This is a genomic window from Lyngbya sp. CCY1209, from assembly GCF_055795065.1.
Genome location: NZ_JAYFER010000576.1, coordinates 35,395 through 60,741 on the forward strand (window position 1 = coordinate 35,395; position 25,347 = coordinate 60,741).

At 56.7% G+C, this 25,347-nt stretch carries 15 protein-coding genes; 6 read left to right on the forward strand and 9 right to left on the reverse strand.

The window, feature by feature from the left end; translation table 11 throughout:
• Window position 1: 1 nt before the first annotated feature.
• The gene (locus AC0QHF_RS20640; RefSeq protein WP_324706120.1) at window positions 2-1,033 is read right to left on the reverse strand and encodes an HNH endonuclease; all 1,032 of its coding nucleotides are present in this window, start codon (window positions 1,031-1,033) and stop codon (window positions 2-4) included.
• Between the two features lie 49 nt (window positions 1,034-1,082).
• Here AC0QHF_RS20640 and AC0QHF_RS20645 point away from each other — a divergent pair, with 49 nt between their 5' ends.
• The 3 genes from AC0QHF_RS20645 (at window position 1,083) to AC0QHF_RS20655 (ending at window position 4,933) form a co-directional block, all read left to right on the forward strand.
• The gene (locus tag AC0QHF_RS20645) at window positions 1,083-2,648 is read left to right on the forward strand and encodes a DGQHR domain-containing protein (RefSeq protein ID WP_324706121.1); all 1,566 of its coding nucleotides are present in this window, start codon (window positions 1,083-1,085) and stop codon (window positions 2,646-2,648) included.
• Between the two features lie 295 nt (window positions 2,649-2,943).
• On the forward strand, window positions 2,944-4,122 hold the full coding sequence (locus AC0QHF_RS20650) for a DNA sulfur modification protein DndB (RefSeq protein ID WP_324706122.1): 1,179 nt from the start codon (window positions 2,944-2,946) through the stop codon (window positions 4,120-4,122).
• Between the two features lie 154 nt (window positions 4,123-4,276).
• Window positions 4,277-4,933 (forward strand): HAD-IA family hydrolase, encoded by a 657-nt coding sequence (locus AC0QHF_RS20655; protein ID WP_324706123.1) that lies wholly within the window; start codon window positions 4,277-4,279, stop codon window positions 4,931-4,933.
• Here the strand turns inward: AC0QHF_RS20655 and AC0QHF_RS20660 are convergent.
• The 3 genes from AC0QHF_RS20660 to AC0QHF_RS20670 form a co-directional block, all read right to left on the reverse strand.
• The gene (locus AC0QHF_RS20660) at window positions 4,930-5,775 is read right to left on the reverse strand and encodes an SWIM zinc finger family protein (RefSeq protein WP_324706124.1); all 846 of its coding nucleotides are present in this window, start codon (window positions 5,773-5,775) and stop codon (window positions 4,930-4,932) included. The genes AC0QHF_RS20655 and AC0QHF_RS20660 overlap by 4 nt on opposite strands.
• Before the next feature lie 132 nt (window positions 5,776-5,907).
• Window positions 5,908-9,048: a DEAD/DEAH box helicase gene (locus AC0QHF_RS20665; protein WP_324706125.1), complete on the reverse strand. Its 3,141-nt coding sequence runs from the start codon at window positions 9,046-9,048 to the stop codon at window positions 5,908-5,910.
• Window positions 9,049-9,236: 188 nt separating this feature from the next.
• A complete protein-coding gene (locus AC0QHF_RS20670) occupies window positions 9,237-9,542 on the reverse strand; it encodes a hypothetical protein (RefSeq protein ID WP_324706126.1) in 306 nt (101 codons plus the stop codon).
• Between the two features lie 291 nt (window positions 9,543-9,833).
• Between AC0QHF_RS20670 and AC0QHF_RS20675 the strand changes: the two genes are divergently transcribed.
• A complete protein-coding gene (locus AC0QHF_RS20675; protein WP_324706127.1) occupies window positions 9,834-11,993 on the forward strand; it encodes a polyribonucleotide nucleotidyltransferase in 2,160 nt (719 codons plus the stop codon).
• Between the two features lie 61 nt (window positions 11,994-12,054).
• Here AC0QHF_RS20675 and AC0QHF_RS20680 read toward each other — a convergent pair whose 3' ends face one another.
• Window positions 12,055-16,452: a Calx-beta domain-containing protein gene (locus AC0QHF_RS20680; RefSeq protein ID WP_324706128.1), complete on the reverse strand. Its 4,398-nt coding sequence runs from the start codon at window positions 16,450-16,452 to the stop codon at window positions 12,055-12,057.
• 430 nt (window positions 16,453-16,882) lie between these two features.
• Here AC0QHF_RS20680 and AC0QHF_RS20685 point away from each other — a divergent pair, with 430 nt between their 5' ends.
• Entirely contained in the window at window positions 16,883-17,071 is a 189-nt protein-coding gene (locus tag AC0QHF_RS20685; RefSeq protein ID WP_324706129.1) for a hypothetical protein, read from the forward strand.
• Between the two features lie 381 nt (window positions 17,072-17,452).
• On the opposite strand, the gene AC0QHF_RS20690 is transcribed toward AC0QHF_RS20685, so the two are convergent.
• A complete protein-coding gene (locus AC0QHF_RS20690) occupies window positions 17,453-17,896 on the reverse strand; it encodes a T3SS (YopN, CesT) and YbjN peptide-binding chaperone 1 (RefSeq protein WP_324706130.1) in 444 nt (147 codons plus the stop codon).
• 151 nt (window positions 17,897-18,047) lie between these two features.
• On the opposite strand from AC0QHF_RS20690, the gene AC0QHF_RS20695 reads away from it, so the two are divergent.
• The gene (locus AC0QHF_RS20695; RefSeq protein ID WP_324706131.1) at window positions 18,048-18,389 is read left to right on the forward strand and encodes a XisI protein; all 342 of its coding nucleotides are present in this window, start codon (window positions 18,048-18,050) and stop codon (window positions 18,387-18,389) included.
• Window positions 18,390-18,419: 30 nt separating this feature from the next.
• On the opposite strand, the gene AC0QHF_RS20700 is transcribed toward AC0QHF_RS20695, so the two are convergent.
• From AC0QHF_RS20700 to AC0QHF_RS20710, 3 genes are all read right to left on the reverse strand, one after another.
• Window positions 18,420-22,628, reverse strand: coding sequence for a helicase domain-containing protein (locus AC0QHF_RS20700; protein WP_324706132.1), 4,209 nt, complete (start codon window positions 22,626-22,628; stop codon window positions 18,420-18,422).
• Between the two features lie 138 nt (window positions 22,629-22,766).
• On the reverse strand, window positions 22,767-23,354 hold the full coding sequence (locus AC0QHF_RS20705) for a hypothetical protein (protein ID WP_324706133.1): 588 nt from the start codon (window positions 23,352-23,354) through the stop codon (window positions 22,767-22,769).
• 217 nt (window positions 23,355-23,571) lie between these two features.
• Complete coding sequence (locus AC0QHF_RS20710; protein WP_324706134.1) at window positions 23,572-25,260, reverse strand: CHAT domain-containing protein; 1,689 nt, start codon at window positions 25,258-25,260, stop codon at window positions 23,572-23,574.
• Window positions 25,261-25,347: the final 87 nt, after the last annotated feature.

Below are 25,347 nucleotides of genomic sequence, written 5' to 3' on the forward strand. Positions count from 1 at the left end.
TTTATACCCTAAATATATTTTTACGATGCCATCTAATAGATTCTAGTTCCGGCCAGTATCGGTCTAAGGTAGGTAACAGTATTTTTTCTCCATTGAATTCCTTCATTGGTTTTGCAAAGGGAGAATCTTCTTGTAAATCTTGGGCGACAATAATTTTATAAGTATCGTCAATTGTAAACCAACCTCTATCGAGAGCCCAGTGATGATTTTTACACAGAGAAATTCCATTCCCAATTTGACTATCATAGAATTGTGCAAATGGTTTTATATGCGCCCCATCCACAATATTTTGATTTAGAGTTCGATTCACTCTTAATTGACAAAACGCACATCTGTACTCATAGATATGTATGACAGATTTACGGAAAAAAGCTTCTCGAATGATCGACTTTCTCATCGAAAACTTGGGATTTTTTTTTAAATCTGATGTTTCGTCTACATCGAGAACACTTTCTTCTTGTAAATTTTGATTTAATTTGAGTAAATCTTCCAATTCTTTCTGATTGTCAGCAAACCACACTGCTATCAGTTCATCGACCAATTCTTGTCTCGATTGGCGATCTTGAACCAAATCAAAAAGTTCATCATCTAAATAAGCGTGGTCAACATCATGTTTTAATTTGGGTATCGTTTGAGGTCTTCCACCCTCGTATTCAGCACTAAATTGAAGATGCCAAAACTTATACTTTCCATTTTTTAGATGAAAAAATGGAAGGGCGAAGTCACTTCCCTTAAAGTCAGTTTCCGACAAAATCGACCAATACTTCTGGAAAGTATGGATCAACTCATCAGAGATAAAAATTCGATTTTCTTGTATGATGCCTTGGGCAATTAAATCGATGACAGACAATAGTAGTATGGGTTGGTTGAGGTTGACTCCCTGTTTTTGATTTCGATGAACCTTGATGTTACTCAAGCCCTTGCAGTAATATTCAAGGTTCTTAGCCTGTCGTGCCTCCGACGAACTCATTTTTCCCTCCCTGCCAAAAATAAGACCCTTCCCCAGATCTGCCCGTTTACGATAGGATAACATATCGGGGACAAGTTTTTAAAAACCCCACTGATAGTTTAATCATACTATAATGAATCGTGCAACCGAACCCAACCCCGAGGACATCGCCCGACTGCTGACGCCCCTCCAGGAGGAGCCCGATCGCATCCTGGTGCAGCGAACCGCGATGGGAGTCAACCGGGCCTATCTCGGCGCCGTCAGCCTGGAATGGGCCGCGACCCGCATCCGCTATGCGTCCGCACTTCCACTGTTTGAACCCCACCGCGATCGCGAAACGGGAAACGTGGAACGGGGGGCCGAAACCATCGAGACGATCCTGCAACGGCCCCTGGACTGGTCGCGACAGGCAGTCCTCGTCCAATACCTGATGACCCACGATTGGGACCGCAAATTTCCGCCGCTGGTGGTGGTTTTGAGTCCCGAGTGGGTGGACGACCCCGAGGCGCCGGAGTGGGACGAAGACGGAAGGGCCACCCGTTCCGCCGCCGAATTTACGGCTTTGGACGCCCGACAACAATTCGGATTGCTGAATCTGTCCCCGGCGGTGTCGGTGTTCGCCTTGGACGGACAGCATCGCCTGATGGGAATTCAGGGGGTGAGGGAACTGGCAAAAACGGGGAAATTGCAGCCTTTCAGCAAGATTAAAAAGCCCCTCGGCGCTGAAATTGACTGGGACGATTTGGCGCCCGACGACCTGTCTCCCGAGGAGAAATTGGCAGAGTTGAACCGCGAAACGATCGGGGTGGAATTTATCCCGGCGGTGTTGCCCGGAGAAACCCGATCGCGGGCGCGAAAACGGGTGCGATCGCTGTTCGTCCACGTCAACCAAATGGGCGTAAAATTGAGCAAGGGACAGTTGGCAGCATTGGATGAAAATGACGGGTTTTCTATTGTATCCCGCCAGGTAGCGGTTCGCCATCCCCTGCTGAAAGATGAGGGCGATCGCAACCCCAGAATCAACTGGGACAGCGCGACCGTCGCCACCAAATCCACCGTATTGACCACATTGCAAGCCCTGCGAGATATGGCGGAGGGTTATCTGTCCCCCCACCCGATATTTAAGGGTTGGAAAGTGGGGAAACCTGGCCTAATTCCAGACCGCCCCGAGGAGGATGAATTGCGACGGGGAATCGATGAATTTATGCGGTTTTTCGACGGCTTGGCGGGGTTGCCAAGCTATCGCAAATTGCAGCAAGGTTTGGAAACTCCAGCGATGCGGCGGTTCGGGTTTGAACGCCCCCCGGGGGAGGGAAATATTTTGTTTCGTCCCATCGGGCAGGTGGCGATCGCCCAGGCGGTGGGAAAAGTGGTCTTTCTGCATCAAAAGTCCCCGGAAAGTGTGTGGGAAAAATTGGAAACCTTCGACGCAAAAGGTGGGTTTAGTGGGATGGAAGATCCCGCATCTCTCTGGTATGGCGTATTGTACGACCCCAACAAGCGGCGGGTGAGGGTTGCCGGCCGGAGTTTGGCAACGAACCTCCTGATTTACCTGTTGGGTGGCATCGAAGATCCGATGAGTCAGGCGATGTTGAGGCGAGATCTAGCGAATGCCCGAACCTTTGAAAATCGGGCGATTAATTTTGAGGGGCGGGTGGTGAAACCCAGACAAGTCGGGTTGCCCGATCCCCTAGACTAATAGCAGGTAAAATAATTCCCAAAAATCCGAGCTTTTCAAAGCCCCCAGAATTGGGGGTTTGGGGGTTGGGGGAAGCCCCCAGAATTGGAGGTTTGGGGGTTGGGGGAAGCCCCCAGAATTGGGGGTTTGGGGGCTGGGGGAAGCCCCCAGAATTGGGGGTTTGGGGGTTGGGGGAAGCCCCCAGAATTGGGGGTTTGGGGGCTAAATCCGAGATTTTCAAAGCCCCCAGAATTGGGGGTTTGGGGGCCAGACATTTTCATGTAAAATAGAGATAGTCTAAACATCTCGGTCCGTCATGAACGATATCAATCACAATGATTCAGAGTCCACGCCCAAAATCTCCCCGATCATCTTTCCCCTTTATGACCAATACGATAGTGATTATAATTGCTATCTGGGGTTGATTTTTCAGCAAGGAAAGCGGCGGATGATTCAAATCAATGTTCGCGCTCAGGATTTGATTACTTTTTTACAGGCTAAACCTTCTCATGGAAACGACCCGGACTCCGGGAAAAATCGTCCCGTCGTAAAAGGTCATGCGGCGGAAATTAAAGAGTATATTCTTCATCGCGTCAATAAAGATAAACCTTGGATTTTGGGGACGTTGACGGCTAATATCGATCCGGAAGATATCGAAATTATCGAATTGGGTCGGGGGATTTGTTTCGTGGCAATTCCCCTGGATAAAAAATTGGATATCACGGACGGACAGCATCGATATCAGGCGATCAAAGAATTAATGTTGAGCGATCGCGCCCCTTTAATTGCCAAAAACCATTTTCCAATTACCCTGGTTTTGGAGGCGAGTTTTAAGCAATGTCAGACCGATTTTCGAGATATGGCACAAACCCGACAACTTGACCAATCCTTACTCAATTCTTTTGGTGAATATTCCGGCACCATTGGCATCATGAAAAATTTAATTTCCAGCGTTTCCATGTTCGCCGGAAAAACGGAGCGGGTCAAAAAAACGCCCTCGACGAAACACAAGTTAATTTATACGAATGTTTATATCGTCAATTTGGTCAGTTTTGCATTTACCGGAAATCCCGATAGCGTCCTGGAAGACTACGACGTTGACATGGCATCCCACGAACTCGGTCAATGCCTGAATCAGTTTTTCTCGGAATGTCCGATAACTCAATATATCGCCAATCGCAGCGTCGATGAATTGACCGTCGATGATATTGCCAATTTCAAGGAAAAATCGTTGCTGCCTTGGCGGGTCGGGTTGGAAATTCTGGGGCGGTTACTGTATTTGACTTATGATAAAGAACGACACGAATTCGATCGCGATCGCATCTCCAAACTCTCCCAACTGGACTGGTCGAGAGAAAGTCACCTGTGGAAAAATAATGTCGTCACCATCGACCCCAACCCCAAAAATCCCAACAAGCCTTATAAAATTTCGATGGGGGCGAGCAATGTCAGGATTGCAGTTCAGACAGTCAAAGCCCATCTGGGTTGGATGTAGCCGATAAAATGCCTGTCGGGTGGGGGATTTCGGTCATTTTGCTGTCAACAACTTCGCAATTTGTCACCCAACTCCACAAAAATCGATTGACGAATCAATTGATACAATTGCTATAGTGGGGTGATATGATACCCCCCACCCCGAAAAACCAAAAATGCCCGATCGCACTCCAGTAGCCATTATCTTCGACTTCGACGGAACCTTGGCGGACACCCTCGATGTCATCGTCGCCATCACCAACGAGCTCGCCGAGGAATTCGGATATCCCGCCACCGATATCGAGGATTTGGCGGACGTGCAAAATATGAGTTCCCGGGAAATTATCAGCCAATCCGGCATTTCGATCTTCAAACTCCCCAAATTGCTGCGGCGGATTCGAGAAGAATTGGAGGACAACCTATCCGCGATCGGCCTATTTCCGGGAGTTAGGAAAGCCCTCTTGGATTTGAGATATGAGGGATACAAACTTTATATCGTCACCTCCAACACCCAAGGAAATGTCGAATATCTTTTGAAACAAGAGGGGGTTCTGGAACTGTTCCACGGGATTTATTCCGGATCGACTTTATTCGGCAAACATCGCATCATCAACCGGCTGATCAAACGCGAAAAACTCGACAGAAAGCGGGCGATTTACATCGGAGACGAAACGCGAGATATCGACGCGGCGAAGAAAGCCAAAATCAAGAGCGTCGCCGTCACCTGGGGTTTCAATTCCATCGATGCCCTCGTCAAACACCGCCCCGATCGCATCCTGCAAGCCCCAGAAGAAATGTCCGTCGTCGCCCTCACCTTTCTCCAGTTTCTCTAACCCTCCGATTCCCGATTTAACCCCATCAAAACCGCCTGCTGGCTGACATTCTTATAAACGGTATCCAAATACTGCATCACCACATCCGCCGCCGTCGCCGATCGCCCCCCTTCTTTCGATACTGCCGTCGCCAGCGGAATCGGTCCCAAAACGTCCAAAACCGTCTCGCTTCCCGGCGGCGGAGAAATCACCACCAAAGACGGTTCCAACTGTTGATTATACTCCCAATAACCCGCCACAGACGGCGGATCGAAATCAATTTTTTGAGTCGTTATTTCTTCAGTTTCTGCGACTTTTTCCCCCTCTCCCGACCCCCTCAACTGTCGCAATTTTGCTATTATATCATCCTTCATCCGCCCCCGCAATTGAAACAACACAAACGGATCTTCACTGAAGCGATCGCCCAACATATAATACACCGCCCCGATATGCTTACAAGGATTCGCCTTATCCGGACAGCTACACTGAGAATGCACCTCATCCAAATTAAACGGAAACAGCCGCAACCCATTCTGTGCAAAAACATCCTCAATATTCTGCGGCATTTCCCCCGCCAACAACTTCGCCGAAAATATCGCCCGCTGCGATAGCGTCTCGATCACATATCCCCACTCCTCATCCCCAAAAACATCCAACCACAACGCCACCTCATAAGGCTGCGGCTGCGTCCCCTGAACCTTCGCCAAAACCCGGCGATCGCTAAACTCAATACTCAAAACATTACCCTGTCTAGCATAATTCCTCGCCCGTTCCAACCGCTTCTTAAACCGATAGCGATTCAAAATATCCAACCACTGCTGCGTCCACCATTCCCGATCCGTTTCACTATTGTAATTAACCATAATTTCAACTCACCAATAATCTCCTCAATCGCCGGAGGGCGAATGCCATTCGCCCCTACAATCCCATCAATCCCCCCCACCCCAATCCCCCACAAAATTAAAATCTGTGAAATCTGCGTAATCTGCGGATTTTTATTCCTCCTCAATCACCGCACTCCGATCCAAAATCAACAAATTCCGCAACTGCTCCGTATCCATCTCCGTCAGCCAATCCTCCCCAGAACCAACCACCTGTTCCGCCAACGCCTGCTTACTTTCAATCAAATCGTGAATTTTCTCTTCCAACGTCCCCGTACAAACAAACTTATGCACCTGCACATTGCGAGTTTGTCCAATCCTAAAAACGCGATCCGTCGCCTGATTTTCCACCGCCGGATTCCACCAGCGATCGAAATGAAACACATGATTTGCCCGGGTCAAATTCAGACCCACACCGCCCGCCTTCAATGATAATATCATGATCGGCGGCCCCTGCGGATCTTGCTGGAAGCGATCGACCATTTCCTCCCGCTGTGCTTTGCGAGTCCCCCCGTAAAGAAACAGAACTTCTCGATTTAACTGCTTCTCCAAATAGGGTTTCAGCAGCTTTCCCCACTCCGCAAATTGGGTAAAAATCAGAGCGCGATCGCCCTCCGATAAAACCTCATCCAACATTTCGTTGAGTCGCTGCAATTTCCCCGACTGCTGGGGCGGCAAACTCTCTTTTTTACCTTTCCCCTTAGATTTCGCCCCCAACAATAGCGGGTGGTTGCACACCTGTTTCAGCTTCACCAACAAACCCAAAATCATCCCCCGTCGCTGAATTCCCGTGGCGGACTCGATTTCCGATAAAGATGTATCCACCAATTTTTGATACAAACTCGCCTGTTCCACCGCCAAAGAACAAAACACGGTATTTTCCTGTTTTTCCGGTAAATCTTGGATGATATCTTTGTCAGTTTTCAAACGCCGCAAAATGAACGGCTGGACGAGCGATCGCAACGTTTGCAAAGACTCCGTATCCCCGTACTTTTCGATGGGAATGGCAAATCGGCGGTTAAAAAACACCTTCTGTCCCAAATATCCCGGATTCAAAAATTCCAATATCGACCACAATTCCGACAGGCGATTTTCCACCGGAGTCCCCGTCAGGGCGATCTTAAAATCCGCCTCCAACATCCGCACGGTTTTGGACTGTTTAGCCTCGGGATTTTTGATATTTTGAGCCTCATCCAAAACCACCCCCTGCCAGTTGACGCTTTGCAATTCTTTCTCGTCCCGGAACGTCAAGGCGTAGCTGGTAATCACCAAATTTTTATCCTTAACAACCTTGGGGAAATTTTTCCCCTTCGATCGCTTGTCGCCGTGGTGGACGAGGGTGGCTAGAGTCGGCCCAAACCGCTTCACTTCCCGCTCCCAATTGCCCAAAACCGAAGTCGGACAAACCAATAAAACCGGGCGTTCCAAGATTTTTTGTTCCTGTAAATGCAGCAAAAAAGCGATGAATTCGATGGTTTTTCCCAAACCCATGTCGTCCGCCAGACAGGCGCCCAACCCCCACTGTTCTAAAAATGATAACCAACCCGAACCTCTGGCTTGGTAGGGGCGCAATTCCCCCCGAAATGTTTTGGGAGTTGCGATCGCTTTAATGGAGCGATTGTCCGTCAACGCATCCAACAACTCCTGCAATTTTCCCCCCGCTTCAAAATTAACCACCGGCAGCCGTTCCACCGTCTGGGTGTCCCCCGTCGCCAGCCGCAGGGCATCTTCCAAAGATAGAGTCATCTGGTCTTTTCGGGTGGCAAAAAAAGCCTGGGCGGCTTTCACGTCGCGATCGCGCAATTCCACCCACTCGCCATTAATTTCCACCAGGGGACTTTCTCGGGCGACGAGGCGATCGAATTCCGCCTTAGAAATCCTCTGTCCGCCGATGGAAAGTTCCCACTTGAAATTCAACAAACTTTTCAACCCCATCCGCCCGTTCGACTTGCCCTTGGGGGCCGTGGCGCGGATACTCAACCCCAGGCGACTCGCCCAGCCCTCCCGGTTCGTCAGTCCCGGCGGCAAAATCACCCCCAAACCGCTGTCAGTGAACCGCCAAGCCACGCGGGTGATAAATTCGTAGGCCTGCTGGGAAGTGAGGGTGCAGACCCGGGGGCGGGCCTCCTGCAAGCTGGATTCGATCGCCGGGTAGAGTTTCGAGGCCAGTCCCAGCCCCCCCAACAGCGTCTCCTGGGGATTGCGGACCGTCCGCCCCTCCCAGGTGAAGCGTTCCACCGGATGATTCCAGACGGTTTCGGCATCCACCACACAATCGGAATCGTCCATCGCCTGCAGGCCGTATTCCAACCGCCAGGTTTTGGTTTTGCCCCCGGGGGGTTTGAGGGAGAATCCGGCGCGAAATTGGGTCAGATCTGCGAGGGACTGTTGCAGGGGCGAGGTCCAACTCTCCAGGCTGGCGCGGAGCCCTTCCCGGTCGGAATTGGAGGCCTCCACCCCGGCGGCATCCCCGGCCAAACCCCGCAGCCACCCTTCCACGGCGGGTTGCAAAAGGGCCGTGTTGGCGAGGGCCTTCCGTTCCACTTCCCGGGCCACCGGGCGGATTTGGGTATCGACGATTTCGCCGAGGACCTCCAGCAGCAACTCCCGGGCGGGGGCGGGTCGGGGGATGCAGGGGCCGTTCGACCGAAATTCGGTTTCGAGTCCGTACATCCGGCAGGCGGCGGGCATTTGGCGGGCGAATTGCAGCAGTCGGGCGCGGTCTGTGGCGCTGTCGAGGAGGGGTCGCCAGCGGGCGATATTATTTTCCGTCAAAACGGGCAAAAATTTCCGTCGGGCGAGGAGATCGAGGGCCCAGCGGGCGACGTGGGACCAAAATCGCAGGTCGGCCCCCAGCCAGTCCGGATCGATCGCCCCCAAGGGCAGGGATTGAAAGAGCTCAAAGGCTTCGAGGGGGGCAAGGCGGAATGCTTCGATTTTCCAGGGGTAGAGGCAGACGTCGCCATCTTCCGGGGCCGTGGCGGAGTGCAGAGGCGAGATCTCCCCCGTCTCCGGGTTCCATTGGGTGGGTGCGGCGATCGCTTCTGTAACCGGTTCGGCGGAAGATAATGTCAGGTCCGACTGGCCGAACGCCGGCCAATCCAACAGTTCGTCCCGGCCCATAACGAAGGGGTGGGGGGCAATTTCCCCGACCTTCAGACGGTCGCCGGGGGCGAGTCGGCGCCAGGTTTCCCCCCAAATCAAAACATAATTTTCTGGGGGTTGAATCCGCCAGGTTCCGTGTAAAATTGCCATCCGAATTAATCCTGTGCACTCCCAATTGGGTCGATCGGTCGAGATCGGTTCGGCCGGAGAGTTGAGTTGATCGACCGATCGATTGACATCAAAAAATTGCGCTCACTGCGGCGATCGACGGCTTTATTGTAAGTTATCATATCTGTTGGCGGGCGATCGCGGCCGTTTGTCTCGGCGGAAATAAACGGTCAGATTTCCCCCCGATCGCGATCGCGTTTCCCAAAAATCCGCTTTTCCCAACTCTCAGATGATACCCCCACCCGGGCGATCAGACAGCCAATCGATGAGGTGGCGATCGCTCGAGCCGAAATGGAGGAGCGACTTCCGGGGCGAAAATTCCCGACTTTCTCAGGAATGCGATCGTCGCCGGACTCCGCGTTGAAAGTTTCAAGAAATGATCTAAAATAGATGCCAATATCTAAGAGCCGACCCCTAACTGCTGGAAAAACACCCGATCGCCCCAATTGTTTGTAAATCTTGCAAACGGCGGACATCCGGGTTTCAGGATTGAGTCTGACCGACAGTTAGCCCGACATCAACCTTGAAAATGCCAATTGTGTCAAGATGATGGGGGATGTCACGAGAGCTCGGGGGGGGTGCGGACACTTCTCGACCCAGGTCAACAACGGGGGTTCCGATCGCCGACGACGGAATTGAGAAGTATGGAACCGACCCCGGGCGCACGACGACCGCACGAGTGGGAACCTGGGATGGCTCCCCCGTTTCGGGTCAGGTGCTCCGATGGCGAAAATGTGAGAATTTGTGGTAGAAGGAAGACAGAATACATGGAAGAGATTGAAAAGTCAATATCCTTTGATGGACGGGATATTCGGCTGAAGATAGGTTTACTAGCGCCTCAGGCGGGTGGAGCCGTCTTGATCGAATCGGGAGATACGTCAGTTCTCGTCACCGCAACCCGTGCCGAAGGAAGACCGGGAATTGATTTTCTCCCCCTGTTGGTGGACTACGAAGAGCGACTGTACGCCGGGGGGCGCATTCCCGGCGGATTTTTGCGTCGGGAGGGCCGTCCGCCCGACCGCGTCACCCTGACGAGTCGTCTGATTGACCGCCCCCTGCGTCCGTTGATTCCCCAGTGGATTCGGGACGACATCCAGATCGTGGCCACCACCCTATCGATGGACGAGCAGGTGCCGCCGGATGTCTTAGCCGTGACGGGCGCCTCCGTGTCGGTGTTGCTGGCTCGGATTCCGTTCTACGGGCCGATGGCCGGGGTGCGCGTCGGGCTGGTGGGAGACGATTTTATCATCAATCCCACCTACAAAGAAATCCGCAACGGCGACTTGGATCTGGTCGTCGCCGGGTCCCCCGATGGGGTGGTGATGGTGGAAGCCGGGGCGAACCAATTGCCCGAACACGACGTCATCGAGGCGATCGACTTCGGCTATGAGGCGGTTCTAGACCTGATCAAAGCCCAGAAGGAAATTATTGCCGAATTGGGAATCGAACAGGCGGTGGAAGAACCGCTGCCGGAAGACCCGACCCTGATCGAGTTCATCCGCGAACGGGTGGCGGAACCGGTGAAACAGGTTTTGTCCCAGTTCGAGTTGAGCAAGGTAGAGCGAGATACGGCCCTCGACGCCATCAAAGAAGAACACGTCGTCAGCGCGATCGCCGAAAAACCCGAAGACGACCCCCTGCAACTGTTTACCGCCGAAAACCCCAAGGCGGTGGGGACGATCTTCAAGGACATCACCAAACAACTGATGCGCCAGCAAATCGTCGAAGAAGGCGTGCGGGTGGACGGCCGGAAGTTAGACCAGGTGCGCCCCGTCTCCTGCCGGGTGGGCTTCCTGCCCAAGCGCGTCCACGGCAGTGGCCTGTTCAACCGCGGCCTCACCCAGGTGCTCTCCATCGCGACGTTGGGAACCCCCGGCGACGCCCAGGATCTCGACGACCTGCACCCCCAGGACGAAAAGCGCTATATGCACCACTACAATTTCCCCCCCTACTCCGTCGGGGAAACTAAACCGATGCGATCGCCCGGTCGTCGGGAAATCGGCCACGGCGCCTTAGCAGAACGGGCCCTGCTGCCCGTGTTGCCCAGCCGGGAACAGTTCCCCTATGTGATCCGCATCGTGTCCGAGGTGCTCTCCTCCAACGGCTCCACCTCGATGGGCTCGGTCTGCGGTTCCACCCTCGCCCTCATGGACGCCGGCGTCCCGATCGCCAAACCCGTCAGCGGCGCGGCGATGGGCCTGATCCGGGAAGGAGAAGAGGTCCGCATCCTCACCGATATCCAGGGCATCGAAGACTTTTTGGGCGACATGGACTTCAAGGTGGCGGGTACGGATACGGGCATCACCGCCCTGCAGATGGACATGAAAATCACCGGCCTGCCCCTGAAAGTGGTCGCCGACGCCATCGGCCAGGCCAAACCGGCGCGGCTGCACATCCTCGAAAAAATGCTCGAGGTGATCAGCAAGCCCCAGCCCGACCTGTCCCCCTACGCCCCCCGCCTGCTAACCCTCAAGATCGACCCCGACCTGATCGGGCTGGTGATCGGCCCGGGTGGCAAAACAATCAAGGGGATCACCGAGGAAACCGGCGTCAAGATCGACATCGACGATGACGGGACCGTGACGATCGCCTCCACGGACAGCGAAAAAGCGGCCCGTGCCTACCAGATCGTCCAGGGCATGACCCGCAAGCTCAACGCCGGCGACGTCTACGCGGGCCGGGTGACGCGGATCATTCCCATCGGCGCCTTCGTGGAAGTCCTGCCCGGTAAAGAGGGGATGATCCACATCTCCCAACTGGCGGACTACCGGGTGCCGCGGGTGGAAGACGAAGTGGCGATCGGGGACGAGGTGATCGTCAAGGTGCGGGAAATTGACAGCAAAGGCCGCATCAATTTGACCCGCCTCAACATCCACCCCGACGAGGCCGCTGCCGCCCGAGCCGCCGCCAACGGACCGATTCCGTAACGTCGGGAGTCGGGGAAGAAAACCAATTGAGAATTGAGAATTATCAATTCTCAATTCTTCCCTAGAAATCCGACTCGAAGGCCCCGATGTCGATGACATCGTTGACGATGCGGGGGAATCCCGGCCCGCGCTGGTCGAATTCTCCCGGATCGATAAAGGGGTCGCCGAAGGAGCCGTTGCCGGCGTTGATGGCCGGGGAGCCTTCCAACAGGGCGATCGTCGGGGTCAGCCCGCCGTTGTCCTGCAGCGGACCGATCAGGGCGTTGATGGGTTCCTCCGCAGTTCCTACAATGTCGCCGTTGACTCCGTCGGTCAAACCCGCCGCACCGCTGCCGTCCCCGATCAAATTACTGCCACCACTGTTGAACGCGAATTCCGCCGCCGCCGACGCATCGGGGGCGTTGCCGTTTTCGCCCACCGTATTTTGGGCGATCAGGACATCCCTCAAGTTGGCAGTTCCGCCGATGTTGCGGATGCCCCCGCCGTTGGTGATGGCACTGTTATTGGCGATCGTGCTGCTGGTGACGGTGAGGTTAGCGACGGAGTTGAAGATTCCCCCCCCGATTTCCGCGCTGTTGCCAGTAATGGTGCTGTTGGTGACGTTGACGCTCCCATCGATGACAATGATGCCGCCACCGTTGACCCCCAGGTTGTCCGCGATCGCGCTGTTGACGACGTTCAGGGTGCCGGAGTTGGCGATCGCACCCCCGTTGTTGGCTTCGTTGTCCCGGAGGACGCTGTTTTCAACCGTCACGTTACTGTTTGTAGACGTGATGTTCATCGCCCCCCCCCGACTGCCGGAGGTGGTTCCCCCCTCGGTTTCGAGGTCGGTTCCGGGCGCCAAACCGTTGGTCAGGGTCAACCCCTCGATGACGATCGTCCCGCCGTTGACGGTGAAGATGCGGAATTCCTCGGTGGCATCCGCGCCTCGTCGAATCGTCAAATTGCCGGCTCCGGGGCCGTCGATGAAAATGTCGCTGTCGAGATTCGGCAGGGCCCCCACCAGGTCGAGGGTACCCGAGAGCGCCTCGCCCTCGAAGGTGATGCGATCGGAACCGGCCAAACTCTCGGCGTTGGCGATCGCCTGCCGCAAAGACCCCTCGCCCCGGGCGAAGTAGGCCGTTTCGCCGGTGTCCGTCGTATCCGTCAACCGCGTCACCGCCGTATCATTAGCCAAGATGGTCAGGGTCGCCTGGTTGAGGTCCGGATCGACGGTGTAATTCCCCGCAGCCAAACGGAAGCTCAAGGATTCGTCCGCTTCCGCCTGGGAGTCGTCGAGGGGGACCAACTGGACATCGACGCTGGTGCGATCGGCCGGGATCGTGACCGTCGCCGTCGAGCCGTCCGTGGGAATCACGGTGTCACCGACTTGCAGTTGGTAGTCATCCAAGGAAATACGGTTGCCCGAGAGGGTCAAATTGACCGTTAGATTGCCGAACGTATCCGGGGCGCGGTTGATCCGGATCGCCGCGCTGCTGCCTTCCGTGACGACCGGCGGCGTCTGGTTGTAATCGATGGTCGGCTCGATAGCCTCAGCCGTAATCGCCTCCAGCGTCACCGTCTCCACGTCGTCATTGAGAATCGTCAACTCCGTCGTCGGGTTCAGCGTTCCCGCCGCCCCCTCCATCCGCTCCTGTCCGTTCACGATTTCCCTAAAATTGGTGAGGCTCAGTTCCAGGGTTTCGTCACCTTCCACCAAGGTATTTCCGAGGAGCTCCACCGGGACCCTCTGGCTGGTTTCCCCGATGCCGAACTGGATCGGAATCGGACCGTCCGTAAAATCGCTGCCGGCGGTCGCCGAAATTCCCGTCAAAATGACATTTAACGACGATTCGATGGTCACGTCCCCCGATCGCAGCAGTTCGACGACGTTGACGGTGTTGGTGTCGTCTCCCTCCTCCACCGCGTAGGCCGGTTCGGCGAAATTGTACGTCGGGGGCGAGTCGTTGTCCAAGATCTGCAAAGTAGCCGTGGCGGTCGTGCCACCCTGTCCCGCCGGCTCGAAGTTGTCAAAAGAGAGGGCGATCGTCTCGGTGGGTTCCGCCGTTTCGTCGTCAACAATTTCGATCAGCGCGGTCTGGACGGTTTCTCCCGGGGCAAAGTTCACGGTCACTCGCGTCTCCACCACATCCTCTCCCGGCTCCGCCTGCAAGACCACATCGACGGACGAAGCCTCCGAGGTGTTGCCGCCCCGGGTCACGGTCACGACGTCGCTGATACCCGCCGCCTCGCTCACCGTGAAAGAATTTTCGGTGAAGTCGTAGGTGGGGATGCTGTCGTCGTCGAGAATCGACAATTGGGCCGTGGGATTGATTTCTCCGACGAGCTGACCGTCTTCGGGAACCAGGGACAGATTCACGGTCCGGGTCGATGCGTCAACTTCGGTATTGCCAAAAATGGTGATGGGGACGGTTTGGGAAACCTGGTCGGCCTCGAAATTGAGGGTGGTTGACGACGGCTCAAAATCCTCTCCCAGAACCGCACTGCGGCCCCTCAACTCGACCGTCACGAACGAGGGTTCGGAAATTCTTCCGCTTCGCTCGACCGTCACCACATTGGTGACATTCGTTGCGCTCCCCTCGAGGGTCGTAAATAGATTGCTGCCGAAGTTGTAGGTTAGCGTCCCGTCGTCGTCATTGATCGTCAGGGTGGCTTCCGGGTTCGTCAGGCCGGATTGCCCCCCCTCGATTTCCCCCACGGCGGTATCGATGAAAAAGTTGTCGAAAGATAAACGGGCCGTTTCCGCCGGTTCCTCGTCTTCGTCAGGGATCAGTTCCACCGTCACCACCGCCTCAGTTTGGCCGACCTCGAACCGGACGGGAGTCGGCACGGGGGTGGGGACGTAATCCTCGTTCGGAGTCGCCGTCAGCGGCGTGATGACCACATCGACCCGGGATTCGATCTCCGTATCGAAAGAGCGCTCGATGGTAATCTCGGCCGTCCGCGGTTCGTCGGGATTGCCTTCAAAAACGGTGAAGTTAGTTTGAGTGAAATCGTAGGCCGGGGGATCGGGGGGCGGGTCGTCGTCGGCGATCGTTCCCGTGGCTGTCGAGGCATCGGGATTGGCGGTATACAGGTATCCCGAGGCATCGAGCTCGAGCTCGACGGTGCGATCGAGCTCGAAGACATCGTTGGCCACGGGAGTCACCTCAATTTGAGTCGTGGCTTTCGTGGCGTCGAACACGACGATCCCCCGTTCGCCGTCGAAGGTGGCGGCCCCGCCGACCGTGTAATCCGACCCGAAAACGGCACCGTCTGCTGTCTCGACGACGGAAAAATCCACGGCCAGGGGGACGCCGATGGAACCGGCGGTTCGGGTGAAGGTGTAAACCAAACTCTCGCCGCTATCTTCTTCCACGATGTCGGGGGAGACGGACACGGAGATCGTGGAATTCGATGGCGCCGTGCCGGAAAAATCGACGTCCGGCAGCGGCGGCGGGGGTGGGGGTTCCGGCGGCGGCGATTCGTCGTCCTCGATATTGATTAAAAATTGATTTTGTTCCCCGATGGTGGCGCCCCCGGTCGGGTCAGCCAGGGCCAACGTCACCGATCGCGCCCCCTGAAATGCGTCGTTGTCCGCCAGGGGAACCGTGACGAATTTGAACGTTTCAAAGGGTTCAAACACCACCGGGACATCGGCGACGATATCTTCGCTGTCCCCGGCCAGGACCAGTTGGACCCCCACCGCGTCCAGGGGGGAACCGGTGCGGACGAGGGGAACCTGCAAGAGCGAATTTTCATCGACGTCGGTTCCTTCTTCCCCAAATTCCAGGACGGCCGTGATCGTGCCGATGCTCCGGGTGAAGTTGGCGCTGCTGAGGCTGGTGCGATCCGTCGCTTCTACGAGGACTAGTTGCTCTCCCGTCTGGCGATCGCGGATCAGGGTGTCGTTTCCCTGCTGCACGAATTCCAAATCGGCAAATTCCAGGTCGTCGGCTAACCCGATCAGGTCGAAGCCGGAGCGAAAGTCGGTGATGATATCGGCCCGGCCCCCGTTCAAACCCAAACCGATGACAAATAAATCGGCCCCCGCACCCCCCGTCAACGTGTTGAGTCCGAAACCGGTATAAAGGATATCGTTGTCGCGATCGCCGAAGAGTTGGTCGTCTCCGGAGCCGTTGAAGAGGGTGTCGGCTCCCCGGCCGCCGTAGAGGGTGTCGCCTCCGGGGCCGCCCCGAATGGCATCGTCTCCTTCGTTCCCGAGCTGGAAGTCGTCCCCTTCGCCCCCGTCGAGGGTATCATTTCCCAATTCGCCGAACAGGGTGTCATTTCCCCCGGAGCCTTCGAGACTGTCATCGTCTCGACCCCCCAACAGAAAGTCATTGTCGCCATCTCCAAACAGAGAGTCATTCCCAATAAACCCCAACAGCGTATCGTCTGCTTCCAAACCTTGAATCTGGTCGGGTTCCGAGGTTCCAAATAGTGTATCCGGGCCAGAAGTACCGATGATGTTTGCCATTTAAGGACACCTTCCTTGATGAATCACTGGTCGTCGTCTCTAACACTGAGCCTGAGCCACTCTCAAAAAAACGGGAAAAGAACACTTCACCCAGACCCCCGTCCGCGCAATCGGAGCCAACCCCGATAAAATTTGGCATTTTGTCGATTTTCGGGGTTGTCCGGCAGTTCGGCCATTCTAAGTTGACTTCAGTTTACCCAGAAAATTTGGGGGTCAAACAGGACCCCGGCGTTTCGATTCGAGTTCCTCGCCGTCGGGTCCAATGTCGGCGCCGGACACCCGCCGTTAAAATGTAAAGGATTGTAACCGAACGGGTCGCGAAGATTAAAGATCATTACGAGGATGGCTGAGAGCTTTGACGTGCATGATACCTTCTATACGTGATTTGGAACACCTTAGATTGAGAGACGAGAACACTGTGAACTTAAATATGGACAGATACCCCGCTTGTTCCCTCCGTCAGGATGTCAGCGAATATGTGGCCGACCTGCAGCTCCACATGACGTTACAAGCTCGCAACTTGGTTCCGCCACTGACCCAGGCCAAGGACAGCCGCGAGCAGTTGCTCCAGCAAACTCAAGCTTATTTTGAAAAGATTGCCTCTCGGCAGGCCAGTTGAGGAACCGAAAAAAGTCGGGAATCGGGAATCGGTCGGCCCCCGGGAAGTCGCCGACGGCTCCGGCCACTGGCTCGGGTTGTCGGCATCCGTTCCTTAGATCCCCATTTCCTGACCGTCGGATCTCAGCAAAATCAGAGAATGGTTCCCAAACTGCTGGCGACCTATTCCCATGTCGCCGACCCGCAGATTTGGGTGAATTGGCACCGCACGCCCCGGGGGCTAGACCAGCGGACTCAGCTCAGATTAACCGAAAAAAAAGCCATACAAATTAACATCAAAGTTGGCGAGACTCGCGACGATGAAATGGTGTCGGCGATCGCGGCTGGCTTGAAACCCCTCGCCCTTGTCGGGCGAGGCCGGAAACCGATGTTTGTATCAATCTTATCGAATGCGATCGAGCGCCCGCATCCCCCCCCAGCGTTCCACGATTTTGTCATCGTAATCGTCGGCGATTTCCAACACCGCATTCACCGACGCCTCCAGTTCCACTTTGTCGCAGGTCGAGCCGACGATGGTATGCTCGAACAAGACATCGCCCTGCTCGTCGATGCCGAAGGCACCGAATCTCATGTTGCTATTTTCTCGGAGCAGAAACCGCATCAAGTCTGGGGTGAGTTCCGTCCCCGTGACGACGTAGGACCGGGTATTGATGATGGCGTCATCTTTCCCCCAGGGGAAGACAAACACCTCCACCAGGGCCGACCCCATGAACAGGGCTAGTCCCGGGACATCCTGTCTGGCGCAGGGAAATTTGCCGTAGAGTTCCCGCATCCAGGTGATCACTTTCTCGTAGCAGGCTTCCTGCATGACGGTCTGGAATTGCATATCCGTATCTCCCATTCGAGTGTTTTTCCCGTTGTACCATCTCCGGGGTGACGCCCAGGTGAATTTGTATCATTTCTCAACTTCTCCGGGGCGTGCGGCCCGGAGAAGCGGGTAGAATTCTCGGTGATTTCCCCCGAAGTCGTATCGAACGATGGCTACCATCAATTTAGAACAGTGGAGAGATGCGATCGAGCAAGTGCTGCGGAATTATGCGGCGATTCCTTATTCTTACACTCAAGTCGAAAAGGAAACGGTTTTCGATCGCCGGCAAGATCCCTATCTGATTCTGATCGTCGGTTGGGAAGGGCATCGCTACGAACACGGCTGCACGATTCACATCGATATGATCGGCGATAAAGTCTGGATTCGGCGGGAGGGAACCGAAGACGGAATCCCATTGGATTGGGAAAATGCGTGCATTCCCAAAGAGCATATTGTCTGGGGTTTCAAGCCGCCCGAAGTCCGCCCTTTTACCGGATATGCGATCGCTTGATTTTGACTTTTGAATGGGTGACTTTTGACTTCAGACGACGATCGCCCCGGGCCGATCGCGCAATTTCAACTCCACCCTCGGGGGGCTCTCCCGGTAGACGATCGCGCCGCCGCAGCCCTCGGCCGGCCCCTGAAAAAACAGGCGCTCCCCGTCCGCGGCCCCCACCAGCACGTTTCCGATCCGCACCCGGGCACCGCGGCCGTCCACTTCAATTTTCAACGTCTTCAACGTCTGCAAATCGGCGATCTCCACCCACAGCCGGTCCTCCCGCCGGACGACCCGCACCTCCACCGCGTCGATGCGGAAACTGTAGGAATTGCCGTCCCGACTCAGGGGCACCACCGGAACGCCGGGGGGCAATCCCCGCAGCCTAGCGGTTTCCCGCCCCGGGGAATCCGCCTCGGGCGATCGCTCCACCCGGGGCAAATCGGCCGGCAACGCCGCCACGCGGATGCCCCAAGCCCTCGCCCGGCGCTCAATTTCCCGGTGAATTTCCGGCCCCCGAGTCGGTTCGACCTTCATGGCATACTGCTGCTGCTTGATTTTATTGACCATCCAGCGCTCCCGGGCGAACCGCCGCAAATGGGGGTCATTTGACCCCACGAACCGCTCGTAAAATCGCAGCGTCCGCACCAAATCCCCGATTTTCTCCAAAACGACCCCCACCTCGGGGACGGCGAGATAGTCAGCCCAGTCGGGGCGAGACAGGATGCGGTCGAGCAGCGTCATGTAGCGGGAGCGGGACTCGCGCACCTGTTCCGGGGTCAAATTCGATCGCGCCAGTTGCCGGATCAAATCGAACTGCAGCACCTTCATCTCCGACTTGGGACAGCGCTCCAAGGCCGCGATCGCCTCCCCCCACTGCCGGCTCCTCGCCAAATATTCCACCCAATCCCGGTGCCGGTTCTGTCGCTCCAGAACCCGCCCCACGCATTCCCCATACTTCAACCACTGGGGGGTAACGGGACGTCCGGCCCGGTCCCACTCGGCGACGATGCGATCGCAATTTCCGGCCCGCTCCAAATAGGGCAACCCCTCCGGAAACTCCAACAACTCCGCCACCGCCAGATTATAATCGCGACGGTCCGTCGCCCCACAATCCTGCCAACAGCGCACCGCCCGCCGCAGGTTTTGCGCCCGATAGAAACACTCCCCCGCCACCTCCAAGAGCCCCTCATATTTCGCCTCATCGAGCCCTTCGAGGACTTCCCCCAACCGCCGCCACTCTCCCCGCGATAACTGCTTTTCGCCCAAAATCCGCTTCACCTGGGCCGCGTACTCCTTCACCGCCGCTTTCCAAGGTTTGGACAGCCGATTCTCCCTGGGGCGATTTTCCGCCAAAGCCTCCTCCAGAAACCCGGTCAATTGCCAGGTCTCCTCCGCCGTCTTGGTGGGGGCGGCCATGAACTCCACCAGGGGGCGTTCCCCGCCCCGACGCCCGGGAAATTGCCGGCACCAGTCCTGCAACGCCTGCCAACAGCACCCCTGCCAGAAACAATCCCAGGCCTCGTCCTCCCGGAGACGCCGCAAAAAGATCAATCCGGCCTCCAGGAAGCGGCGGTCGAACCGCAGCGCCCAGGCCTCGCACAAATCCGCCTCTTCGAGCTTTCCGAGTTCCCGATAAAACTGTTGCGCCCGTCGCAGGGAAACGGCATCTTTCTGGCTGCGCCCATTTTCCTCAAATTCCTTCGCCTGGGATTCCCGGTTGTCGAGGTCCAGGTCGCCGAGATTTTCGCCCCACCCGACGCCGCCGATGTAACCCTCCCAAAGGGGGCGATTTTCCACCCGTTCCAACCACCGTCGCAACTCGGGACTCTCGCTGTTTTCCGCCGCAATTGTGGCGTACTGCCAGAGCAGTTGGTCTCCGGCCTCTGTATCGACGACGACGAGATCGGACATTCCCCGGCTGGCGGCGACGTACAACTTGTTGAAAAAATACTCCAATTCCAACGGGTGTTCCTCGCTCACCCCCCAGCAATCCCAGAGCGATCGCCCGAACTCTCGGGCAAATTGTTCCCCGAATTTGTACAAAATAACCAAGGGAAATTCCAACCCCTTCGCCTGGATGGCGCTCAGGACGTTCTTGGGGGGATGTTCTTCCGAGGCATCGGGGAAAAGCGGTGCCAAAAACTCGTCATTTTTGATGTATTCCAACTCCCCGCCCGCCTCGCAGGGAACGATAAAAATGGGGGATTTTTCGACGTGGCGTTCCAGGGCTTCCGGGGAAAAGTTGCGCCGGCCAAAGATAAATTTTTGGGGATGGCGGGAGTCGATAATCGGCCGCCACGCTTCCTGGGGTTTCAATTTGGGAATGTGGAAGAGCAGGTGCCGCCACAGGTGAATGAGGTTCGTCATTTTGACGATCGCCGGACTGGAGCGGTAGTTGGATTCCAACTCGTAAAACGACATCCCCAAATTGAGTTGCCGGTCCGGGTCGAGGCTGGAGATCACCTGGTCGAAAAAGGTCGCCTTCACGCTCTCCCAGCGGAACCCAGTCGGGTTGAGGGTCTGAAACGGGTCGCCGGCGAAGGCGAAGGGCAAGCTGGGGACGGGGGGGTACAAATCGCACTCGGAAAATAGGGACAATTGCACGATCAGCAGCAATTCCAGTTTGGTGAAATCCTGCGCCTCGTCGCAAAAAATCGCCGTGTATTTGGGCAGGTCGTGTCCCTTGACTTCCAAAACCCGCCGGATCAGATCTTGGTCGTCCCAGTGGCCGTTTCGGGTCAGTTGGCGGTACCAGGGCCAGACCTGTTTGTAGATGCTGGAAAACACCTCGTGGGAGATGGTCTGTTCCCGGCGGGGGACTTCTTGGTAATCGTCGGGGGTCATGTACCCGTCATCCTGGCCGGAGAGACTGTAACCCTTGATAAAGGTGCGGATGATGTGCCAGCAGAGTTCCGGGGAGTGGCGGTTGTGGCGGCGGGAACAGTGGCGGCGGAAGTCGTAGAATGAGATGTGGCGATCGCTCTCGAAGCGGTCGCTTTCTTCGGGGGGGAGGAGGTGAATTAAAAACTCTTGGAAGGATTGGAAGCAGGGGTCGAGCGGCGGCAATTTTGACCCGCCGTTGGGGTCCCCGTCGATCAGGAATCGGTGGTGATTGGTGAGGAGTTTTTCCACCCCCTCCCGGGCCCGGGCGAGGAGGCGTTCGTTGTAGGTCAAAAACAGCGGACCTAAAACGGTATCCTGTTGCTGTCGGGCGTAGGTTTTCCGGTAGCGATCGCAGTAGTCCGCGAACAGATACACCAACATCGTCGATTTTCCACTCCCCGCCCGGCCGTTGATGAACAGGGGCAGGGAAGCGTCTTCGACGTCGGGGCTCGAAAGTTCGTGGAGGATTTTTTCTTCTTCGACGGACAGGGCTAAATTGATCCCGGATTCCCGCTCGACTTCCAGCCAAATTTCGGGTTCGACGACCAAATAATCCGGGTAGGCGCGGCGCGTATAACGGGACAGAATATCGAAGGTGACGGGTGAGGAAAAAATGCAGTGAGTCCCATCGGTTGTCACAACATTCGTGAGTCGGAGGACTTCTTCTAAGGCGGCATCCGTCGGGTGTTCGGCGAAACTGGCGAGCAAGAAAACCACGCCCCGGCTGGTGCGGTCGGCGGTTTCGAGGGCGCTATAAAAGACGGAATAATGGCTTTTTTGACTCAGGTAAAGGTTCGGCCAAGGTGCGGGCCGGGCCGGGGCTTCCCCTTCCACGATCCCGACGACGATTTCATAATAAGTTTGCCAGTAGTCGCGGACGTCTGGGCGCTGAAATTGTTTGACCCAAACTTCGCTCTCGCAGATGATGCGATCGGCGGTATTTCTCGCCCAGGTGGGCCGCTGCAGCCAACTGTGATAGCGGTCGGGGAGAAATGGTTGGCGGAACGGCTGCCGCTGTTTTTCCTGCTGGGCCCGGATACTCTTTTCCAGGTCGGCATCGCCCACCAAAACGTCCAAATACTGGCGGCCGTACTCTTCCGGGTTGCGGAGAAAGGCTTCGTATTCTTTGCCTCCCCGGGTGAAAACGTCGAGCAAACACAGCACCCGCTCGTCCTGAAATCGGACGATTTTCCCCAGCAGTCTCAGGTTTCTCACGGGCCGCTTCAGGTAGGGGTAATTCCACTCGAACAGGGCTTTGACGGCGGTGGTGCCCTGATTCCGGATTGCCACCAACAATTCTGCGACCTGGCCTTGAATGCCGTGCTGTTTCGCCTGTCCGTCAAACCTGGGGGTGGTATAGATGTACATAGATGTTCGCGATTTGCTCTGAACCCGGGGGCTGAGATTCACCTATTGCTATTGTGCGGCATGGCGACCCCGGTCAACAAATCTGGCGGGGGGAGGAAGGGGGAAAATGCCCGATTTTCCCCCCCGACGACCTCGCCTTCACTGTTGCCCCTTTTGGGCGATCTCCAGGGCGTAGCGGGCGACCGCGAGGCATCCGCGGGCCTGTTCGACGGCGGAGAGATCCTCCCAGCCGGCCGACTGCCGCTTGGCCCGGGTCGATTCCGCCCCCCCGTTTTCCTTTCCCCGCATGGCGTGGGCCATCGGGCGGGCGAGGACTTGCAAATCCTCCTCGTCCCACTGGGGCAGAATTGGGCGCACGCAAAATACCAGGCGGTCCGCCAGGGATGCGCTTTGGGCGGAGAGATCTCGGGTCAGGTCCGCGGCGGCCCTCGAGAGCCGGTGTAAGATGTCCTCGGGGATGCGATCGCGGAAGCGTTCCCGCAGGGATTCGTGCAGGGAAACCGCCGGCCAGAGCCGTTCGACGCGATCGAAGAAAGTTCGAGATCTGCGGGGGAGGTCGTCAGAGCCTAAACAGTTTGAGAGAGAAAAGTCGGCTTCGGCTGCCTCAAAATAAGCGTCCGATTCGGGCTGTTCCGGGTTCCAGGGGTAGGCTGTCTCGTCGGAGTCCAGCAAAACCTCCAAGAAGTCCGACTCCGCCTGAGATTGGGGAAATTGAGAATTCGTCATCGATCCGTTCCTTTGTCGGTCATCAAAAATGGGCTCAAGGCCAGTGTAAGTATGGGGTCATCTTCAATTTAAGTTCCTCACCTCGCCCAATTCAGTCAATGGCGTAACTGAAAAGAAGGGGGAAAATTCCGAGAAGTCAAAAACCGGCGGATGACCGCCTCGTTGCCTCACCCCCATAGCTACAGCCCCCGTCTCGGGGATTCCGCAAGCGACAATTTCAAGGGGCGGGGGGCGGCGTTTCGATGACAAATTCCAAAACCTGACCCTGAGAACTGCCAAATTTTAACCGGGTTCCCGATCGCAGGGCAACTTCTTGGTGATGAACCCGCTGCCAATCTTGGCGGTCGAAGACGAGGGTACCGTAGCGGGAAAAATCCCGCAGAAAGTAGGTCGGTTCCTCCCGGGTTTCCGGGTCGCCGTTGCGGCAGAAAATCTCGGCGTGCCGGCTCGAAACCCACCGTTCCTGAAGTACGATATCGTTCTCTTCCCCCCGTCCGACCCGCACCATGCCCCCTTCCACCGGCCACATTTGGGGGGGCAGATCGGGGGCGTGGAGCCGCAGCCGGGCCCGGGGGACGGCGTATCCCAGCCCGGTGGGGGAGTTGGCCGGCAGTTCCGTGCGGATCTCGTCGGCCGGTTCGATCAGTTGGCCGTCGAATTCCGGGTGCATATAGAGTACCGGCAGGGTCCAGGCGGGTTGGTTGAATTTGAACAGGGCTAACAAATGCTGGCGGGCGAGGGCGACGGCGCGATCGATGGGCATCCGGGCCGAGAGGGCGCGGGCGAACACTTGGATGAAGCTGAGGGCTTCCTCGTCGGTGATGGAGTCCCGCATCCCCAACACGGCGGGGACGCCGTGGTGGATCAGAACTTTTGCCAAGCTGCTGCCGGGGACGGCCTGGTAGGGGACTTCGGAGGTCTGTTCCCGGGCGGGTTGGGCGCTCCAGCAGGCGTTGAAGACGGCGAGGGTGATGCCGCAGCGCACCAGGACTTGGGCGAGTTCCGTGCCGTTGATCGCCGTGTCGGCCTGCAAAAAGAGCTGGCCGCCGTCGGGGGCGGGGATGCCGTGTCCGCCGTAGAAGAGGACGTTGTAGGGGGTTTGGCCGGATTCCCGGCGGCTTTCGAGTTCGGCGATCAGTTCGGCGACGCTGGGCCGGATCAGGGTGTTGACGAAGCAGGGCACGCGGTCGTCCCGCCCGGTGTCGGAGGACGGGGGGGTTCCAGCCAGCACCCGGGTTAGTTCTGCGGCTTCCCCCTCCAGTTCCAGCAGGGGGAAATGGTCGGGGAGGAATTCGATCGCCGTCCCCGTCGGTTGGGAGGGGGGGACTTCGTTGTGTCCGAGGACGAGGAGGATGTTGAGGGATTCGGCGACTTGGCGCGCGCTGAGGGGATTGACGTCGCAGGTGGTGCGGCTGAACAGCAGCCGCTGGTTGAGGGAAATGGCGGGTTGGCCCGGTTGCGGCTGCATGATTTCCCAGGGCAGGGGGATTAGGTCGGCGTCTCGCACGTCCAACCGCACGCGCAGGGGGCTTTCTTGTCCGAGGGCGATGCCCTGGGACCGGTGGAAGCTATTTTGGATCGGACCTTGAAACAGCCACTGCCACAGGTGGATGCCCAGGTGTTGCATCAGGCGGCTGCTGTAGCTGGGTTTGGGGTCTAGGTCGGGGGAGGCGGGCGGCAGGGTGAGTTGGGCGGCGGCATCGCTGAGGGAAGGGGACGCGCTTTCCGGGGAAAACATTTCCAACCAGGCCTGCCAGAGTTGCGAGAGGGATTCCGGCAAGATGCAGTCGTGGTGGACGTAGCCGCTCGGAAGGGGAGAATCAACCACCCAGGTGGCAAAGTGGTTGGCTTCGGGGGGGTTCAGACGGGCGATCGCGAGACTTAGGGACGGACTCTCAGATGGCATTCAAATCGGGTGAATAGCAGATCGGGGAAGGGTTGATTCTGGATGGGACTTCGATGACATCATTCAGTGTATCGCGTTTTGACGGAA

What these genes read in the sequence shown, in the direction of transcription:
- AC0QHF_RS20640 (WP_324706120.1), bottom strand. Translation starts at nt 1,033, where the DNA reads ATGTTATCCTATCGTAAACGGGCAGATCTGGGGAAGGGTCTTATTTTT.
- AC0QHF_RS20645 (WP_324706121.1), top strand. Translation starts at nt 1,083, where the DNA reads ATGAATCGTGCAACCGAACCCAACCCCGAGGACATCGCCCGACTGCTG.
- AC0QHF_RS20650 (WP_324706122.1), top strand. Translation starts at nt 2,944, where the DNA reads ATGAACGATATCAATCACAATGATTCAGAGTCCACGCCCAAAATCTCC.
- AC0QHF_RS20655 (WP_324706123.1), top strand. Translation starts at nt 4,277, where the DNA reads ATGCCCGATCGCACTCCAGTAGCCATTATCTTCGACTTCGACGGAACC.
- AC0QHF_RS20660 (WP_324706124.1), bottom strand. Translation starts at nt 5,775, where the DNA reads ATGGTTAATTACAATAGTGAAACGGATCGGGAATGGTGGACGCAGCAG.
- AC0QHF_RS20665 (WP_324706125.1), bottom strand. Translation starts at nt 9,048, where the DNA reads ATGGCAATTTTACACGGAACCTGGCGGATTCAACCCCCAGAAAATTAT.
- AC0QHF_RS20670 (WP_324706126.1), bottom strand. Translation starts at nt 9,542, where the DNA reads ATGTCCGCCGTTTGCAAGATTTACAAACAATTGGGGCGATCGGGTGTT.
- AC0QHF_RS20675 (WP_324706127.1), top strand. Translation starts at nt 9,834, where the DNA reads ATGGAAGAGATTGAAAAGTCAATATCCTTTGATGGACGGGATATTCGG.
- AC0QHF_RS20680 (WP_324706128.1), bottom strand. Translation starts at nt 16,452, where the DNA reads ATGGCAAACATCATCGGTACTTCTGGCCCGGATACACTATTTGGAACC.
- AC0QHF_RS20685 (WP_324706129.1), top strand. Translation starts at nt 16,883, where the DNA reads ATGGACAGATACCCCGCTTGTTCCCTCCGTCAGGATGTCAGCGAATAT.
- AC0QHF_RS20690 (WP_324706130.1), bottom strand. Translation starts at nt 17,896, where the DNA reads ATGCAATTCCAGACCGTCATGCAGGAAGCCTGCTACGAGAAAGTGATC.
- AC0QHF_RS20695 (WP_324706131.1), top strand. Translation starts at nt 18,048, where the DNA reads ATGGCTACCATCAATTTAGAACAGTGGAGAGATGCGATCGAGCAAGTG.
- AC0QHF_RS20700 (WP_324706132.1), bottom strand. Translation starts at nt 22,628, where the DNA reads ATGTACATCTATACCACCCCCAGGTTTGACGGACAGGCGAAACAGCAC.
- AC0QHF_RS20705 (WP_324706133.1), bottom strand. Translation starts at nt 23,354, where the DNA reads ATGACGAATTCTCAATTTCCCCAATCTCAGGCGGAGTCGGACTTCTTG.
- AC0QHF_RS20710 (WP_324706134.1), bottom strand. Translation starts at nt 25,260, where the DNA reads ATGCCATCTGAGAGTCCGTCCCTAAGTCTCGCGATCGCCCGTCTGAAC.